We start from the raw sequence: 19,086 nt of genomic DNA, 5'->3' as shown, positions 1-19,086 counted from the left end.
AAGAGTTTAACAATCAAAACAAAATTTATCAAAATGTAGCTTAACTTATACTGGAATTTTTATTTGCATATCCAAATAATACATCTTATATCAATATTCATCTTTCAAATGGAAGTGTAATAGAAACTATGGATGTATGGAAGAACTTTACAGATGTAACTTTACAACAATATATTAAGTATCTTTCTGAGAAGAAGTAAGTACACAATTGCATTTTGAATGGTTCTTTATTCTTTTTAAAATATATTTAACTTCTGAATAAGTTCTATTTTCAATCAATTTGAGAATTGAGGTTATTATAATTTCTTTTTCTTCAAATTGTTTATTTAATTTTTCGGAATGTATCATAATTAAAATTTTAAATTATTAATAAAAAAAGACCTACTAATTTAATAGTTGGTCTTTTTTGTTTTGTTTATAATTTGTATATTAGTGATTACTAAATTAATAGCTATGGCACCATATAGAGATGCAGGAACAGGACAGTATGTTTCCGAAGAGTATGCAAAGAAAAATCCTAAAACAACAGTTAAGGAAACAGATAAAAAATCAACTCCTACACCTAAGAAGAAAAAGAAGTAAGTTCTAATTTCTTTTTTAAACATCCTTTCGGAATTCTGTGTAGTCCCGAATATTGATCTGCTGATAAGTTAAGTTCATTCAACTGATTTGCTAATACTATAAATGAATCTGTTTCTTTTATAATAAATCCTGTTTGTTTAACAATAAAACTTTCGTCAGTTAATATTCCAGTCATTTCGTCTTCTGTATGCCATTTATCAGGCACAGAATATGAATCTTCCCATTCTATATATACGAGTGGATATTTTTTTGTTTCCATAATTTTAATAAAAAAGACCAACTACAAAAGTGACCTTTATTTTTTATGTTAGTGTAAACTAACGTATAATTACCTTATTAATAAAGAAAAGTTCAGAAAAAGCGAAGAGATATAATCCTATTGAACTCAGTATTTATTGATATGTAAATTTTATAATTAGATATTTCACAAAATCAGGTAGAAGTATGATAATAAAACCTTTCATTATTCGGAAGGTTTTTTATTTTTGTTAAAATTAAATACTATGTCTTGGAATGCTTTTGATTTTATAGAACTTATTTTAGATCTTTTACAGTGGATATTTTCTTTAGGATCGGATAGAAAAAAAGATGAATAAAGACTTATTTGAATCTGTCGGAAATTTCAGGGAATTATTTAATCAAATTAAAGAGTTTGTAATTCAAAATTATTTCATTGTGCATTCCGTTTAATTATAGCAAAACAAATTTGCTCATTCCTTCCTGAATAAGTAATTTTGAAAAATTTTCAGATTTGAAGCCTACCATTTCCATTATCGTTGCTATTTTTAACCGTAAAGACGAACTTTTTGAACTCCTGAATTCTCTTACTGCACAGACAGACAAAGAGTTTGAGATTATTATCGTGGATGATGGCTCATTAATCGATTTAAAACCAACGATTGCAAAATTCGAAAGTTTTTTAACCATTAAATATTTCCGGAAAGATAATTCAGGACCCGGTTTATCGAGAAATTACGGGGCAAGAAGAGCCGAAAACGAATGGCTTGTTTTTGTAGACAGCGATGTTATTGTAGAGAACGATTACATCAAAAACATCAAAAAAGATATTCTTGAAATTCCGTGTGATGCTTTTGGCGGAGCAGATAAGGCGCATAAAGGTTTTAATCTGATGCAGAAAGCCATTTCCTATTCCATGACTTCTGTTTTTACGACCGGAGGAATCAGAGGAAGTAAAAAAGCCGTTTCAAAATTTCAGCCCAGAAGCTTTAATATGGGGGTGAAAAAAGAGGTTTTCGAAAAAGTCGGAGGTTTTTCAGAAATGAGAATAGGAGAGGACCCGGATCTTTCCATGACGCTTTGGGAAAATGGTTTTACAACTGCTTTTTTCGATGATATCGCAGTCTATCACAAACGAAGGGTAGATTTCGGAAAATTTTCGAAACAGGTCTATCAGTTTGGCTGTGCAAGACCTATTCTTAACCAAAGACACCCGAATTATGTGAAAATTTCGTTCGCATTTCCTACCTTATTTATGTTGGGCTACATCATGGGCTTTGTAGAATATTTCATTTTGGGAAAAGGTGTTATTCTTGCATTTTATGGGTTATATACTTTTATGGTTCTTTTCCACGCTTTGTGGGTGACAAAAAATATAAGCATTGCCGGAATGGCGGTTATTTCCACCTACATTCAGATGTTTTCCTACGGTTATGGCTTCTTAAAATCGTGGATTTTGCTGAATATTTTCAGGATGAAACCCGAAGATGCCTTCCCGAAACATTTTCATAAAGTTTGATTTTACCACTAAAATTTTTAATGAATTACTTTTTAGCGTAAATTTTTTGACGCAAAGATTTTTTAGCAAAGCTTTAATTTTAGTCAGCAAACGCAAATAAATTTGCTACGCAAAGCTTGAAACATACGCTTCATCAAATCAACTTGTTGATTCTTCCTTGCTCCCTTAAATAATGGGTATTTAAAATTAAACTTTGCGTTAAAAAACTATGATTTTCGATTACAGTAAGTATTGCTTTTTAGGTGCGGAACTTATCTAAAAAAAATATATTTTGTTAGCTTTTAAAATGCTGCAAAATAGCATACAAAATATCTTCTATAACATTTGCGGTTAAAAAAACAAAAGCTGTCGAATCAACAACAGCTTTTTTACAATAATTAGGATATGGAGATGGTTTCATGGCTGAGAACGCCTGTTTTGAGCATGCATTCTCTCATCTTTTCATACGTTCGTTCGATGTCGTGATCCAGACCTATTGAGAATCTGATCAGTCCATCGGAAATTCCCATCGCAGCACGTTCTTCCTCCGGAATTTCAGAAGAAGTGGAGCTTCCTGAACATGAGAATAAAGTTTTATAAAAGCCTAAACTTACCGCAAGATAACCCAGATTTTCCTGCTGCATCAGTTCCATCAGTTCATTGGCTTTTTCTGTGGTTCCCGCGTCTAAAGTCAGCAAACCGCCGAATCCGTACTCTTCGTGCATCATCGTTTTCATCAGTTCGTGGTTTTTATGAGATTTTAATCCGGGATAAGAGACACGCAGTCCGTCTTCTTCAAATCTTTGTGCAAGGTACATTGCATTGTAACTGTGTTGTTTCATTCTGATGTGAAGCGTTCTGAGATTTTTAAGAATACTTGCAGAACGAAGACTGTCCATCGTAGGCCCCAATAACATACAAGCTCCGTTATTTACGTTTTTCGTATCGTTAATGAACTCCTGAGTTCCACAGTACACTCCGCCAACGGTATCGCTGCTTCCGTTGATAAATTTCGTTAAAGAATGGATCACGATATCTGCGCCCAAAAGCTTTGGCGAAATAGAAAGCGGAGAAAACGTATTGTCTACAATCAGTTTCAGATTATGTCTTTTACAGATTTCAGAGAGTTTTCTAAGGTCTGCAACTTCCAGAAGCGGATTGCTTACACTTTCACAGTAGATGATTTTTGTGTTCTCGGTAATTGAGTTTTCAACAGATTCAAAATTATTGATGTCTACGAAAGTCGTCTGAATATTAAATGGCGGAAGGAAATTTTTCATAAAAGCATACGTTCCGCCGTAAATTGTTCTGCTCGAAATAATATGATCTCCGCTTTTGCAGACCTGCATCAGAACCGAAGTAATCGCTCCCATTCCCGATGCGGTAACGTTTGCCGCTTCTGTATTTTCTAGTTTTGCCAAAGCCTGTGCAAGATACAGATTCATCGGAGAAGAATGTCTTGAATACAAATAGCATCCTTCTGCATTTCCTTCGAAAGTATCGAACATCGTTTTCGCAGAAAGAAAAGTATAAGTAGAACTGTCGGAAATCGATGGGTTTACTCCGCCAAATTCACCAAAATATTGCAAATCCTGTATTTCGTTGGCTGCATTAAAGTCGTTCATATCGTTTAAGTTTTTATGCTATAAATATGAATAACCTCCTGAACTATTACAACAGAAATTTAAATTATTAGAATTTAAATCTAGTAAAATGCTAATCAATAGAAAAAAAGTTTATTATATTTGATTGTAATAAACTTTTGACTAAAATTTATCTATGAATTTTGATGATACCGATAAAAAACTGCTTCTTTTTTTGCAGGAAGACGCCAAACAAACCACCAAAGAACTGTCTCACAAGTTAGGTTTGTCTGTTACTGCTGTTTACGAACGTATTCGGAAACTCGAAAATACAGGAGTGATTTCAAAATATGTTGCGATTCTGGACAGGAACAAAATCCACCGAAATTTCATTGTGCTTTGCCATATCAAACTCGCTCAGCACAAAAAAGAATACGTTCTGCAGTTCGAAAAAGAAGTGATGAATTTAGAAGAGGTCACAGAATGCTTCCATGTAAGTGGTGATTACGATTATATCTTAAAAATCGGGGTAAAAGATATGGAAGACTATCGTAATTTTATGCTTACAAAACTTACCACACTGCAGCATATTGCAAGTACACACAGCTCTTTCATGATCTCTGAGGTAAAAAATACAACGGCAATTGTTTTATAGAGAAAAAAGTCTTTTTCAGGAGCTTTTTCCCGCTTTCCGCACTCGCTATTTTCGTGATCTAAGGTTGCGGCGGCGAAGCCGCCGCAACCCCAAATCCCTGAAAATGAGCTCAGACAAAGCTGCAATCGGGGCTAAACTGCGGTCTTAATTTCAATTGAAGGCAATCAATTAAACCAAAACCCCATTCTTAGAAGCAATAGGATCAGGCAAATCCGTTTCTCCCGTCATTTGCAGAAGATCAATCTCAATCGTCCGGCAGATCGAAAGCATCGGAATATCAAACATCAGACCTTCAAAAGGATTTTCAGAATAATCTCCAACCAGCTCCATAATAATATAAATCCAGCCAATCGTAATACAGAACGGAATTGAGACCCATATTCCCCAGTCTCCCAATTTGGCAAATTCACTCACCAAACCTAACGGAAGAAGCATAATGAAAATAATATTAAAAATAAAAGCAGTACTTGCAAACTGTCTTGGCAAAGGAAACTTTTTTATTCTTTCCGCCTGTCCCTGCAATGTATAGAATTCATTAAGGCAATCCTGCAATTGCTTTTGGTTGAAATCAGAAATCGCACTCATATTTTTAAGCTCATTTACATCTTTCGACTGTTGAGCGATAAGGTAAGTCGCAAAATTTTTATACTGCGACTGCAATTCAGTTTCCTCTTCGGATAAATATTTATTCAGGAAAATTGGCGTTCTTCCGTAATCCGGAAAACCTGCTTTTATCAGTCGGTTACGCTTATGGTCTACATTTTTAAGCTGGTCTTCTTCCACTTTAATATGTTCCCATTCAGTAGGAATCAGGAGTTGTTCCCTTAACTGATACAGCCATGCAATATGACGGAAAACAATCTTTTTTCTTCGGTCTTCCAGATCAGACTTTTCCGCTTCTTCATTGGAAGTATGAAAAGCATATACCATCGATCCGAGCATTCTGCTGAAATTAACGATTCCGCCCCAAATTTTTCGGGCTTCCCACAATCTGTCGTAAGCTTGGTTGTTTTTAAAACCAACTAAAAACGCTTCCGCAGTACCAATCAATGCTACCGGAACCCAGGGAATAATCATCCAGTCCCAATGGAAAAAGTGAAAAAGCACAGCAATTAAAGTGCACCAGATTGAAATCAGAATCACATGAAATCCTGATAGATTGAGAACCTGTCTGTAATTGACATATTTTGTTGTAATCATATTTGTGCAATCTAATTTAAAGTCAGCAAAAGACTAAGCAAAACAGATACCATATTTTTGAAACAGAATTTCAAAAACCTTTTGCTAACAGTACATAAATATAAGAAATTAAGACACAAAAAAACCTCTAAAAAAATTAGAGGCTTACATTTTTATTTTAAACTGAATTAATATTTCAGCATGTCTTCAATTTTATTGGAAAGCTTTTCCGCATTCGGAAGCATTTCCTTTTCAAGCACCAAATTAATTGGAACCGCAGGAACATCCAGAGAACCCATCGTTTCTACCGGTGCATCAAGATATTTAAAGCAGTTTTTCGAAATTCTGTGAGCAAAAGCTTCCGCAAAAGAATTGTTTAATTGTTCTTCCGTTAAAACAATACATTTTCCATGCGCTTTTACTCTCTCAAAAACCAGTTCTTCATCCAGAGGAATTAGGGTTCTTAAATCGATAACCTCAACTCTTCCATTGAAGTTTTTCGCAGCTTCTTTTGCCCAGTAAACGCCCATTCCGTAAGTAACAATTAATAAAGTTCTGCCTTTTTCGGTTTCTTCCTTATCAGCTTCAATAATTACTTTTCCTTTTCCGAAAGGTAAAATATAATCTTCCGCAGGTTCAATGGTTTTTGCATCCTCCGTTCCCGGAACCTTGCTCCAGTACAACCCTTTATGTTCAAGCATCACCACAGGATTAGGATCGTAATAGGCAGCTTTTAATAAACCTTTGAAATCTGCCGCGTTGCTCGGATAAGCGATTTTAATCCCTTTGATGTTCGCTAAAATACTTTCAACACTTCCGCTGTGATAAGGACCGCCGCCGCCGTAAGCTCCGATCGGAACACGAATGATATTGCTTACAGGGAATTTCCCCTGACTTAAATAACTCGATTTTGAAATCTCTGTAATTAACTGATTGATTCCCGGATAAATATAATCAGCAAACTGAACTTCAACAATCGGTTTTAATCCTACTGCGCTCATTCCCGCTGTAGAACCAATGATATAAGCTTCCTGAATCGCGGTATTGAAAACCCTTTTGCTTCCGAATTTTTTTCCTAACGTTACTGTCTCACGGAAAACCCCTCCGATTCTTTCCCCAACATCCTGTCCGTATAACAAAGCTTCCGGATGTTTCCACATCAATTCCTGAATGGCATGAATCGCAGCATCTACCATTACAATTTTTTCTCCGCCTTCAGGTTCTCTGGTTCCAACTTCTTCCGTAATAGGAGTTGGCACGAAAACATGATTCATTACACTTTCAGGCTTCGGATCTTCTGCATTTTTAGCCTTTTCAAAAGCTTCTTCAGCTTCAAGACGGGCTTTTTTCGTAATCTGTTTTAATAATTCTTCATCAACTCCGGATTCAATCAAATGATTTCTTAGAATATTTCCCGGATCCTTCGCTCTGTGTTTGGTTAAATCTTCCTCGTCTCTGTAAAACTCTCTTCGTACTCCGGATGTGTGGTGACCGATGAGAACTGTTTTTGCGCAAACCACCAAAGGTTTTCTTTCTGTTCTTACAAAATCCACCGCTTTTTTCATTACTTCAAAGCTTTCAACGAAATCTGTTCCGTCCACTCTCATTCTGCTTAAGCCCGTAAAACCGGCTACAAAATCATAGGCATCGCACGTTCTTGCTTCCTCCTTGGTTACGGAAATTCCCCATTCATTATCCTGAACAAGGAAAATAATCGGCAACTGATGTAAAGCAGCAAACTGTAAAGCCTCACTTACTTCACCTTCCGTTACAGAATTATCTCCCAGACTGCAAACCACCACAGGATTGTTTTCAAAATCCTGCAATTCAAAATCCTGAATATATTTAATTCCCTGCGCAACTCCTGTTGTAGGAATGGTCTGCATTCCTGTAGCGGAACTCTGATGAATAATTTTCGGTTTATTTTCGTCCCTGCTTGAAGGGTGTGAGTAGTAGGATCTTCCTCCGGAAAAAGGATCATCAGCTTTTGCCAGCAATTGAAGCATCAACTGATAAGGTTCAAAACCAATTCCTAAAAGTATGCTTTCGTCACGGTAATATGGGGAAACCCAGTCTTCTTTTTTTAACTGATAAGCCGTTGCCAACTGAATGGCTTCATGCCCTCTTGATGTACTATGAACATATTTACAGACATTTCTGTTTTCTTCATAAATATCTGCCATTGCTTTGGCAAGCATCATGTGGTTATAAGCCTTGAGTAATATATCTTGAGAAACCTTTTCGTGAAGTGTATTTTCCATAGAAAGCAAAGATAAACAAAAAAACAAAACACTAACAAGCGTTAGTGTTTTGAAGATTTTTTATTATTGAAATAACATCGTGGTTATTCTTTAATTACTTTTTTAGAAACAGTATCCTTGTCTGTTTTAACCTCAATGATATATATTCCTTTGGTGTAAGAAGTCAGATCAATGCTTTCTTCCTCATTTTTAATGGTTCCACTCTTAAGTTTTTTCCCGGAAAGATCGTATACATTATATGTTGATCTCTTAGGAGACTTTATTACTTTTACATAATCTTTTGTAAGAGTCGGAGCTATTATTATTCCATTATCTTTTATAATATCGCTTGTTGATAATGAGGACTGTGTTTGTCCTGTTACCATGATGGAATAGTTCTGTGGAGCCGCAACTCCCGAATCATTAACTAATGTTCCTTTATTTGTAATCTCAATTTTGTAGCTTCTGCCAGAAATAGGATTGTCTATTACAACCTGCTCAACATTATCAACAGTATTATCTGCTTTTGTTGCAGGGGTCAAAGGACTGTTAGCATCAAGTTTCCACGGATAATACACCGTATTGGTAGTAAGATCTATAATTCTCAGATCAAGATCGTTAATTAGTTTAGATGTTCTGTTATTGAAAACATCAGATACAAATTGGTAATTAGGAGTATATTTAGGGTCGATCCAGCTGATGGTAACCTTTAAGGGTTCGCTTCCGGTTGCAGTAAGTGTTTTACTATTTTTAACTCCGCTGTTCAGCGTTTCATCTGCAAAGAAAACAGTATTGTTAGATTTGCCTACCAATAATTCCGCTCCTTTTTTAGCATTAATAAAGCCCCATCCGAACCATGGATCAGGTCCGATATTTCCGGCCTCAGATGCAGAATGAATGGTAAGTACTTTTGCTGAAGCCGCGTTTAGTAAAGCGTTATTGAATAATTGTTTATATATCTGAGTCCATAGTCCGATAATTCCCGTTACAATAGGGGCGGAAAATGATGTGCCGCTTCCTGCTGCCCATGTGTTACTACCGGTTGCGGATGTGGCTGCATATAAAACATCTGTTCCAACTGTGGAGATGTCCGGTTTTATTCCGCCGTCATCTCTTGGACCAGCACTGCTATAGTCGGAATGTACAACATCAGTTGCGCTTGTGTATCGGAAATTATTGGTACTAATTATATCTGTAGCACCTACTACAATAATATTTTTTGCCAAAGATCCTGTTCCTATGCAATCATATCCTTGAGAACAATTGTTAGGCGGGATTGTATCACTGGAACTGAATGCTAATGGACCGCTTGAGGAGGAATAATATTTTGGAATGGCTGAGGAAGCACTACCTGGTCCCATATTAAAATAGTTCCCCGAGGATTTTACAATTATAAGAGAAGGGTTATTGTTTACCAGCATATCATAATTATAATCATTGGTATTATAAGTACCCTGAAGATCATAGAATGTATTTCCTGCTTTAGAACCATTGTAAACATAAGAACTGATATTGCCATTATTATCGTAATTTTCTGTCCATCCTGAATTTACCCCATATGAGTGGTTAGAAATGTTAGGTTGAGAAACCAATATTTTTTGAAAAACATTGCTTGTTGAAGTATCACCGGGTAAAGTGGTTGTACTAAACATATAGCTATCCATTGTTGAATTTACAGCAACTCCCTTAGTATTCCCTACAGCAACACCTCCGCTGGACAAATTAACACTTTTCCCGCCGATGAAACTTCCTACGCCTGTAGAATGGTCAGAATAGCTTTGTGTGTTGGCCTCTTTATTGGTAATTCTTCCTGTTGCATTATTGAAAGCTGTATGAGATTCGTATATTCTTCCGCCGTCAAATACTGTATACTTTATATTTTCTCCGTTAAAAGCACCAGTAAGGCCAGCAACTCCTCCAGACAAATTCAACTGGTCGGAATTGGAATTCATTAATTGTCTTGTATCCTGTTCCTGCAAAAAAAAAGGAATATCAAAGTTAAATCCTCCAAGATGGGATTTTAAAGAATCAATTTTTTCCTTCGTTTTCGCGTCAGGATTTTTCCCATATACCCTTTCAGCATAGGCATCGAACTTTTTTTCGTTCTCAACTTTTTGCTGTTCAAATTCTCTTTTTAAATTGTCATTGTTTTTTTGCGCATACGTTGAAAGATAAAGCAACGTACTAATCAAGATTAGATTTCTCTTCATGCCACTTAATGATTACAAATAATTAGTTGACAAATATATGTAAAACTCATTAAGTCACATAATTAATTGATAATATTTTGTATGATTATGTATAATTTTAATGAATCTTAAAATTATATAATAAATATGTTTTTTTTCTTTTTAAATGTAAATAGCCTGAAAATACAAACTCTCTTAAAATGGCTCTAAAACACACACTCCTTCAAAAAAATAAAGTAACTTTACATTCTCTTTTTAATAAAAGCTAGAAAAATTACATGTATTTAGTTTTTGACACAGAAACCACAGGTTTACCGAAGAATTTCAACGCTCCGCTTTCAGATTCAGATAACTGGCCAAGAATGGTGCAGATTGCGTGGCAGTTGCATGATGATGACGGAACATTAATTGAAAATCAGGATTATATTATAAAACCGGAAGGGTATGATATTCCCTTCAACGCCGCGAGAATTCACGGGATTACAACAAAAATCGCCAATGAGGAAGGTCGTGATCTCGAAGAAATTTTAAATGAATTTTCTAAAGTTTTAGAAAAAGTAAGAGTGGTCTCCGGACACAATGTGGAATTCGATTACAACATTGTGGGAGCCGAATTTTACCGTAAAAATATTAAAGACAACCTTCAGGAAAAGCCAAAAGCCGATACCATGATTCTGGGAACAGATTTCTGTCAGTTGGGAGGCGGAAAAGGAGGAAGATACAAAGCTCCGAAGTTGGAAGAGCTTTACGAAAAATTATACGGTCATAAATTTGATGAAGCCCACAACGCAGCAGCCGACGTAAATGCCACGGCGCAGGTTTTCTTCGAAATGATGAGAATCGGGGTGATTCCTGCGGAAGTTTTAAAAGTTTCCGAAGACCAGCTTGCGTATTTTAAAACGCTGTATCCTGATCCGATAAAACCTTTCAACATTGTTATCAGAAGGCAGGTTGCGGATTTTCACAACAAGAAAAAACAGCAGGATATCGGAAGTATTGAAGAGATTGATCTCGGAAAATATTTCAACTTCGATAACCACAGTGTTTTCTCAACTTTAACAGCTACTACAAGCATCAACGATTTAATTAAAAAAGCGAGTGATGATAACTTTCCCGCCGTCGGAATGGTGGATCTGGGAAATATGATGGGTGCTTTTAAATTTGTTACGGCGGTAGAAGGCGCCAATGGCGACCGTGCGAAAAAGCATAAAGAATATCTGGCTAAAAAACAGGAAGCGGAAGAAAAAGGTGAAGAATTTAATGAACAGGAGCCGGTTTCACAGCCTTTGATTCCTGTGGTGGGCTGTGAATTTTATATTTCAGACCGTTACGAGCAGAAGCAGTTTACCAAAGATGATCCCGACCGAAGAACGCAGGTTGTTTTATTGGCAAAGGATTTTAACGGCTATAAAAATTTAGCCAAACTATCCAGTATCGGATTTCTTAAAGGATTTTATTTTGGAGTTCCGAGGATCAGCAGGGAATTGATTGCTGAATATAAAGAGGGAGTGATTGCCCTAACTTCGGGAATTCACGGAGATATTCCCGATGCCATTTTAAATACGGGTGAACAGAAAGGGGAGGAGCTTTTCAGATGGTGGAAAGATACTTTCGGAGACGATTTTTATGTCCAGATCCAGAACCATAAACTGCCGGAAGAAGAGCATTTAAATGATGTGTTGTTGCATTTTGCAGATAAGTATAACGTTAAAATTTTAGCGCAGAATGAAACGTTCTATACCAATAAAGACGATTCTAATATTCAGGATATTGTAAGCTGCATCAAAGACGGTGAAAAGCTTTCAACGCCTGTAGGAAAAGGTTTTGGAAAAAGAAGAGGACTTGCAACCGGAGAATATTACATGAAAACGGCGGATGAAATCAAGGAAGCATTTTTGGCTTATCCCGATGCATTCGATGCGTATGAAGAATTTTTCGCGAAGTTCAAACCTTACACACTGAAAAGAGATGTTCTCCTTCCTAAATTTGATATTCCGGAAGAGTTTATTCATCCCGAAGACGATATCGATGGCGGAAAACGCGGTGAGATGGCTTATCTTACCTATTTAACGTACGAAGGGGCAAAAAGAAGATATGTAGAAACCGGAATTACAGATGAGATAAAAGAACGTCTGGATTTCGAACTGGAAGTTATTGCCAATACAGGATATCCCGGTTACTTCCTGATTGTTCAGGATTTCTGTAACGAAGCCCGTAAAATGGGCGTTTGGGTAGGTCCCGGTCGTGGTTCTGCGGCAGGTTCTGCAGTAGCGTACTGTATCGGAATTACGAATGTTGACCCCATTAAATATGATCTCCTTTTCGAGAGATTCCTGAATCCGGAAAGGGTTTCCATGCCCGATATCGATATCGACTTTGATGATGAAGGACGTGATAAAATCATCAAATGGGTGGTTGATAAATACGGAAAAACACAGGTTGCCCAGATTATTACCTACTCGGTTCTGGGAGGGAAATCGGCAATTAAAGATGCGGGAAGAGTTTTGGATGTTCCGATTCCGGACACGAATAATATTGCTAAATTAATTCCTTCCACACCGGGAATGAATATTGCGAAAGCTTTAGCAAAATACGATAAATTAAAACCTGAAGAACAACAGCTGGTTGACGAAATGCGCTATGTTCTCGACAGTCCGAATGATGCACGTCACGGAGTTTTAGCAAGTGCGAAAAAAATGGAAGGCTGCATCAGAAATACAGGGATTCACGCTTGTGGGGTTATCATTACGCCGGAAGATGTAAGTAATCTGGTTCCGGTAACCATTGCGGCAAAAGATGCCGATATTCTGGTTTCGCAGTTTGATAACTCGGTGGCAGAAAGTGCGGGGCTTCTGAAAATGGACTTTTTAGGGCTGAGAACTTTAACCATCATCAAGGATGCTTTAAAACTTGTAAAAGCAAGGCATGGAGTGGATATCGATCCCTATCTTATTCCGCTTGATGATACAAAAACCTATCAGTTATTTAAAGAAGGGAGAACAGTCGGGATTTTCCAGTATGAAAGTCCCGGAATGCAAAAGTACATGAGAGAGCTGAAACCTACGGTTTTTGCCGATCTTATTGCCATGAACGCATTGTACCGTCCCGGTCCGATAAAATACATCCCGAACTTCATCAACAGGAAGCACGGAATTGAAGAAATCGTCTACGATTTACCGGAAACAGAGGAATATTTAAAAGAAACCTACGGAATTACGGTTTATCAGGAGCAGGTAATGCTTCTATCTCAAAAATTGGCGAATTTCACGAAAGGGGAAGCCGATACGCTGCGAAAAGCGATGGGTAAAAAGCAGATCGACGTTCTTAATAAAATGTACCCGAAATTCATCGAAGGCGGAAGAAAAAATAACCTCAACGAAGAACGCTTAGAGAAAATCTGGAACGACTGGAAAGCCTTTGCAGAATATGCCTTCAACAAATCTCACTCTACTTGTTATGCATTTATTGCGTATCAGACCGCTTATTTAAAAGCGAATTATCCGGCAGAATATATGGCGAGTGTGATGAGTAACAACATTAACAACACCGATTCCATCACCATGTTCATGGAAGACTGTAAAAGTATGGGTGTTGATGTTTTGGGACCGGATGTAAATGAATCTCAATATAAATTCTCAGTAAACGAAAAAGGGCAGATCCGTTTTGGTCTGGGAGCCATTAAAGGAATTGGAGAAGGTCCGAGTGAAGCCATTACAAGAGAAAGACAGAACGGAAGATTTAAAAATATTTATGATTTCTTCGAAAGAATTCTGCCTTCACAAATGAACAAAAGAGTGGCGGAAAGTTTGGTTTTGGCAGGAGCTTTTGATGAACTCGACAATTTCCACAGAGGTCAGTATTTTGATATTGATATGGCGGGAAGAACCAATCTGGAAAGACTGATCCGTTACGGACAAAGCTTTCAGGAAAGTAAAAATGAAATGGAACATTCTCTTTTTGCAGATTTTGCAGAGGAAGTTCAGATCGAGCAGCCCAAGCTGCCTCCGTGTCCCGAATGGCCGAATATGCATAAGCTGAATAAAGAAAAAGAAACCATCGGATTCTATCTTTCTGCGCATCCTTTAGATGAATTTAAATACCAGTTCCAGTTTATACAGGGAAGCCTTTCCAAAAAATCTGTTTTGGAAAAAGAAGATGAATCGAAAATTGTAATTGATGAGGTTCCGATCTTAGAGCAGGACGTTCCGGAAGATGTATCTGAACTTGCGGAAATTGTTTCCGATGATGTCATTGCGGGCGAAGAAGAGGAACTCATTGAAGAAGTCACCAAAAAAGCAGAGCCGAAAGGTGTTTTCCACTTCCTGAATCTTGATGAGGTAGATGCATATAAAGAACAGGCTTTTGCGAATAAGCAGGAAGAATTATTCGAAGAGAAGAAAAAAGACTGGAAAACCTTACAGAAAGAAAGAGAAAACGGCGGTGGCGGAAAAGAATATACTGTTGCCGGTCTGATTACTGAATATGTGGTAAAAGATGGTTTCCGAAGCGGAGAAAAAGTGGCTTTTGTAACGCTGGAAGACTATTCCGGTTCTTATTCTTTCCGACTGGGAGATCGTGATTATATGAAACTGAAAGAAAAACTGGAAGTTCAGCGGTTTGTAATTTTTAAGATTAAATTTGCTCAGGTAAAAGACGGAAGGGTTTTTGTGAATGTTACGGATGTTATTGAGCTTCAGGAAGCTTTTGAAAGATTTGCAAAAAGTATTTCTTTGGTGATGGATGTGATGGATTTCCGACCGGAAGATCTGAATTTTTTCAGAAAAGTTTTAGAAAGAAATCAGGGAAATCAGAAGCTGAAGTTTTATCTGAAAAATGTAGAAGAAGATTCTAAGGTAGAACACCTCGAAGTACAGTCTATGAAGCATTCTGTAAATCTAAGCGGTGAACTGATGAAAGAAATTCAGCTTTTAAATAAATATGAATTTTATCTGAATTAAGTTTAAAACTCCGTTGATATAAATTTAAAGTGGCTATGAATCTATTGATCAGATTTTTAGCCATTTTTATTTTGGTGATCTTTTAAATTTATAACATGAATCGCTTTAAAATCCCACTTTTTATTTCTCTGTTAAAATCAAATGAATGTTTAATTTTTATTAAAATATTTTAGCTTTTTAACATTAAATAATGATGAATTTCTGAATTTTAATAGGTTTAATGAATAATTTTTATATTTTTACCGCCCTTAATTTTATTGATATATGAAGAAAATTCTACTCACGTGTTTGCTTGCCTTAGGATCGGCAACGTTTGCACAGGTGGGGCCGCCTCAGGCGACCAATCCGAATACCAACAACGGCTACGGATTTACGCAGACCTCGGGAACCTACACACCACTTTCAGCAAGCAGAACGGTATGGCAGTCGGGAGCCACCTTAGCGACGGATGCTGTTTCTGCAGCAATTAGTTTACCATCAGCTTTTAAATTCAATGGTAAATCTTATAATGCTGTTTACCTTAGCAATAATGGTTTTGTAACCCTTGGAACACCTGCTTTGGCAGCCACTTACACAGGGCTTTCTACAGATACCACGACTCCTTACGAAGGTGCATTTGCCGGTTTTGCAGTCAATCTTAAAAATGCCAATACTACAACTTCTGAAATTTCCTACGAAACAGTTGGTTCTAAATTTATAGTCCAGTTTAAAGATCTTCAGGGAAGTGCAGCATCTGCTGCGCAGCTTCTTAATTTTCAGATTCAGTTGGATTTAACTTCTAATAACGTAAGCATTGTCTACGGGAATTGTGTTTCCGGTACTGCAGTATTAACGGGGCAGGTCGGAATAAGAGGATCGGAAGCTTCCGATACCAACAACAGAGTAGGAACAGACTGGGCGGCAACTTCCATAGGAACCGGCAGTACAGATTCGGTTACTTTAGGAACTACCAATTCTACAACTGTACCTGCTTCCGGTCTTACATTTACTTATTCTCCGGGAACATGGATTGCAGCTCCTGTAAATTATGCTTCTATTCCTTTTACTGAAAGTTTCAGTACGTGGGAAAACGGAAATTCAATTGGCGATCTTCCCAATGCCAACTATTGGAGAACATGGCCTTCAAGAGGAGATAATTCATGGAGAGCAAGTGACATTACAGTAAGTGGTTACGCAAGTACAACAGGATGGACAAGTTTAGGCGGAAACGTTGCTGTTGCAGCACCGGGTGTAGCTCCGGCAGCAAGATTCCATTCGTACAATACGATCAATGCTTCCGGATATATGGATTTGTATATCAATTTATCCTCAGGAACAGGATCGAGGCTTTTGTCTTACGATTATCAGAATACTTCAGGAACTGATGTTTTAAAAGTTTTGATTTCTACGGATGGCGGAAACACTTTCAATCAGGTGGGTTCTACTCAGGGGATTTCTGCTTCATGGGCTACCAAATATGCAGATTTGGGAACGAGCAGTCCGACCGCGATTGTAAGATTTATGGCTACAGGAGATAACGGAAGCAACGATATTTATATTGATAATGTAAATGTTTCTGTCATTCCTTGTATGTTCCCGGATTCTGTAACTCCTGGAACAACTACGTCTACAACAGCTCCGGTAAACTGGGCAATGGCAAATCCTGCACCGGCATTTGATATTTATTACAGCACGACGAATACAGCGCCTACCGCTGCAACAACGCCCAATGTTATGGGAGCAACAGGCTTAACGTATACAATAACCAATTTAACGCCGAGTACAACTTATTATGTTTGGGTAAGATCCCGTTGTTCTGCTTCAGAGCAGAGTTCTTGGGTTTCAGGATCTTCTTTTACGACGAAAACCTTCTGTCCTACAGTTTCTGCGCCTTCTTCGGCGGCAACAGGAGTTTCTGTAACGCCTGCATTTACATGGACGGCAAATCCGGAAGCTACAGGATACAGATTATCTGTGGGAACCACTTCAGGAGGAACTGATGTTTTAAATAATTTGAATGTAGGAAATGTATCAACATATACTTTACCGACAGAATTAACTTATAACACGAAGTATTATTATACGGTTAATGCATATAATGCTACGATTTCATCAACAGGATGTTCGGAAAGAACATTTACTACACTTTCTATCTGTCCTGCACAGTCTGCGCCTGCAGCATCTGCTATTAATGTTCCGCTTACGCCTACCTTTACATGGACGGCTTCTTCCTCGTCTGCAGTTACAGGCTACAAGCTGAGAATAGGAACAACGCCGGGCGGGAATGATGTGCTTAATAATTTTGATGTAGGAAATGTAACTACATACACATTGCCAACTTCTCTCAATTACAGTACGGTATATTATTGGTCTGTAGGAGCATATACGGCAACTCAAAGCTCTTTAAACTGTACAGAGAGAAGCTTTACAACTGTTTGCCCGGCTGTAACCTCTCTTCCGGTATTTGAAAATTTCGATACCACATCTACAGGAAGCAGCAGCAATACAAATGCGCCTACCTGCTGGAGATATTTGGAACCGTCATCTTGGGCGGGATATGGCTATGTAAATACATCGTATAATTCTTCTGCTCCAAATGGCTACTATTTATATAATGATACAGCTACTACAGCAGGAGGAATGTTGGTTTCCCCACAAATTACACCCCTTTCAAACGGAGCAAACAGGGTTCGTTTCATGGCTGCGGGAGGATCTTCAGGCTACACGCTTCAGGTGGGAACGTTAAGCAATCCTGCTGATGCTTCTACTTTTACACAGATCAGTGCGGTTACTTTAACATCAACTATGGCTCAGTATACGGTAAATATTCCGGCGGGAACAGATCAGTATCTTGCGTTCAGACACGGTGTAGGAGGAACTTACAGAGGTATTGGAATTGATGATATTAATATTCAGCCTATTCCTAGCTGCGATAATCCGACATTAATTACTGTAGCATCCACTTCAGCTAACGGAGCTGCGATTAGCTGGACGGCACCTTCTTCTACGGTTGGAGTAGGGTATGATGTCTATTACAGCACCACCAATACACCACCGACAGCGACAACTGTTTTAAATGCTTCAAATTCTGTAAGTACAAGTGGAACGGGTACAACTGCTAACCTGACAGGATTAACCAGCGATACCTTCTACTACGTATGGGCAAGAGCTAAATGTACTGCGACTGATAACAGTGCATGGGAAGGTGGAACAAGATTCTATACAAGCAATTACTGTACTCCGGTAACTTCCAATCAGAATTCATGGATCAGCTCATTTACATCCACTACTGCCAATACCAATATGGCATACAGTTCTGCAACGGCAAACAGTGCAGCAACTTTCGGATATAAAAATCTGATGAGCTCAAATAATATTTCCATTACAAAATCTGCGTCTAATACGGTTATTCCTATTTCGATAACAGCGGGAGGACCTACGGTTGGGGTTGCTGTATGGGTAGATTTAAATCAGAATAATGTTTTTGATGCTTCCGAAAAACTGTTTGCAACAACAAATTATACTACAACGACAAGCGGTGCAACACTTACCATCCCTGCAAATACATCTGTAGGAACTTACAGAATGAGGGTTCTGATCAATTACAACAACAGTGCACCAACGGATCCTTGTTTAGGTTTCTCAAGGGGAGAAATTATTGATTATTCATTCATTGTAACCGCTCCGCTTGCCACAAACGAATTATCCGGTACTAAGAACGAAATTAAAGTATATCCGAATCCTTTTACGGATATTTTGAATGTATCTGATATTTCTAATGTGAAAGCCGTTTATGTGACGGATGTTGCAGGAAGGTTAATTAAAACCATTTCTAATCCTGAATCATCGGTTAATCTAAATGAATTAAAGCAGGGAATGTATTTAATTACTTTAGATATGAAGGATGGATCTAAAAAGACTTTCAAAGCAATTAAAAAGTAAATTTTATTAACCATACTCAAAGCATGAATTATAGAGGCTGTCCC

At 37.7% G+C, this 19,086-nt stretch carries 10 protein-coding genes; 5 read left to right on the top strand and 5 right to left on the bottom strand.

The window, feature by feature from the left end; genetic code table 11:
- The first annotated feature begins 453 nt into the window (after positions 1-453).
- Entirely contained in the window at positions 454-582 is a 129-nt protein-coding gene (locus tag H6W52_RS21365) for a multidrug transporter (protein ID WP_116100067.1), read from the top strand.
- Here H6W52_RS21365 and H6W52_RS17565 read toward each other — a convergent pair.
- The gene (locus H6W52_RS17565; protein WP_116100068.1) at positions 563-841 is read right to left on the bottom strand and encodes a hypothetical protein; all 279 of its coding nucleotides are present in this window, start codon (positions 839-841) and stop codon (positions 563-565) included. The genes H6W52_RS21365 and H6W52_RS17565 overlap by 20 nt on opposite strands.
- A gap of 492 nt (positions 842-1,333) precedes the next feature.
- On the opposite strand from H6W52_RS17565, the gene H6W52_RS17560 reads away from it, so the two are divergent.
- Complete coding sequence (locus H6W52_RS17560) at positions 1,334-2,338, top strand: glycosyltransferase (protein WP_116099345.1); 1,005 nt, start codon at positions 1,334-1,336, stop codon at positions 2,336-2,338.
- Between the two features lie 377 nt (positions 2,339-2,715).
- Here the strand turns inward: H6W52_RS17560 and H6W52_RS17555 are convergent, their stop codons facing one another.
- Complete coding sequence (locus H6W52_RS17555) at positions 2,716-3,942, bottom strand: aminotransferase class I/II-fold pyridoxal phosphate-dependent enzyme (protein ID WP_116099344.1); 1,227 nt, start codon at positions 3,940-3,942, stop codon at positions 2,716-2,718.
- A 154-nt stretch (positions 3,943-4,096) separates the two neighbouring features.
- On the opposite strand from H6W52_RS17555, the gene H6W52_RS17550 reads away from it, so the two are divergent.
- Positions 4,097-4,555 (top strand): Lrp/AsnC family transcriptional regulator, encoded by a 459-nt coding sequence (locus H6W52_RS17550; protein WP_116099343.1) that lies wholly within the window; start codon positions 4,097-4,099, stop codon positions 4,553-4,555.
- 168 nt (positions 4,556-4,723) lie between these two features.
- On the opposite strand, the gene H6W52_RS17545 is transcribed toward H6W52_RS17550, so the two are convergent.
- The 3 genes from H6W52_RS17545 to H6W52_RS17535 all read right to left on the bottom strand — a co-directional run bounded on the left by H6W52_RS17545 (position 4,724) and on the right by H6W52_RS17535 (position 10,184).
- Positions 4,724-5,755, bottom strand: a complete 1,032-nt coding sequence (locus H6W52_RS17545) for a bestrophin family protein (protein WP_116099342.1) — start codon at positions 5,753-5,755, stop codon at positions 4,724-4,726.
- Between the two features lie 167 nt (positions 5,756-5,922).
- Positions 5,923-7,995, bottom strand: a complete 2,073-nt coding sequence (locus tag H6W52_RS17540) for a thiamine pyrophosphate-dependent enzyme (protein WP_116099341.1) — start codon at positions 7,993-7,995, stop codon at positions 5,923-5,925.
- 83 nt (positions 7,996-8,078) lie between these two features.
- A complete protein-coding gene (locus H6W52_RS17535) occupies positions 8,079-10,184 on the bottom strand; it encodes a S8 family peptidase (RefSeq protein WP_116099340.1) in 2,106 nt (701 codons plus the stop codon).
- A gap of 257 nt (positions 10,185-10,441) precedes the next feature.
- Between H6W52_RS17535 and dnaE the strand changes: the two genes are divergently transcribed.
- Together dnaE and H6W52_RS17525 are read left to right on the top strand one after the other, a co-directional pair.
- Positions 10,442-15,121, top strand: a complete 4,680-nt coding sequence (gene dnaE, locus H6W52_RS17530; RefSeq protein WP_116099339.1) for a DNA polymerase III subunit alpha — start codon at positions 10,442-10,444, stop codon at positions 15,119-15,121.
- A gap of 264 nt (positions 15,122-15,385) precedes the next feature.
- Positions 15,386-19,042: a GEVED domain-containing protein gene (locus H6W52_RS17525; RefSeq protein WP_116099338.1), complete on the top strand. Its 3,657-nt coding sequence runs from the start codon at positions 15,386-15,388 to the stop codon at positions 19,040-19,042.
- Positions 19,043-19,086: the final 44 nt, after the last annotated feature.

It is taken from the genome of Chryseobacterium sp. C2(2020) (genome assembly GCF_014218915.1).
GTDB lineage: Bacteria > Bacteroidota > Bacteroidia > Flavobacteriales > Weeksellaceae > Chryseobacterium > Chryseobacterium mucoviscidosis.
Note: the sequence above shows the minus strand (reverse complement) of the source record. Positions and strands in the feature narration are given on the sequence as shown.

Coding starts and splice junctions, on each gene's coding strand:
- H6W52_RS21365 (WP_116100067.1), top strand. CDS start 454: ATGGCACCATATAGAGATGCAGGAACAGGACAGTATGTTTCCGAAGAG.
- H6W52_RS17565 (WP_116100068.1), bottom strand. CDS start 841: ATGGAAACAAAAAAATATCCACTCGTATATATAGAATGGGAAGATTCA.
- H6W52_RS17555 (WP_116099344.1), bottom strand. CDS start 3,942: ATGAACGACTTTAATGCAGCCAACGAAATACAGGATTTGCAATATTTT.
- H6W52_RS17550 (WP_116099343.1), top strand. CDS start 4,097: ATGAATTTTGATGATACCGATAAAAAACTGCTTCTTTTTTTGCAGGAA.
- H6W52_RS17545 (WP_116099342.1), bottom strand. CDS start 5,755: ATGATTACAACAAAATATGTCAATTACAGACAGGTTCTCAATCTATCA.
- H6W52_RS17540 (WP_116099341.1), bottom strand. CDS start 7,995: ATGGAAAATACACTTCACGAAAAGGTTTCTCAAGATATATTACTCAAG.
- H6W52_RS17535 (WP_116099340.1), bottom strand. CDS start 10,184: ATGAAGAGAAATCTAATCTTGATTAGTACGTTGCTTTATCTTTCAACG.
- dnaE (WP_116099339.1), top strand. CDS start 10,442: ATGTATTTAGTTTTTGACACAGAAACCACAGGTTTACCGAAGAATTTC.
- H6W52_RS17525 (WP_116099338.1), top strand. CDS start 15,386: ATGAAGAAAATTCTACTCACGTGTTTGCTTGCCTTAGGATCGGCAACG.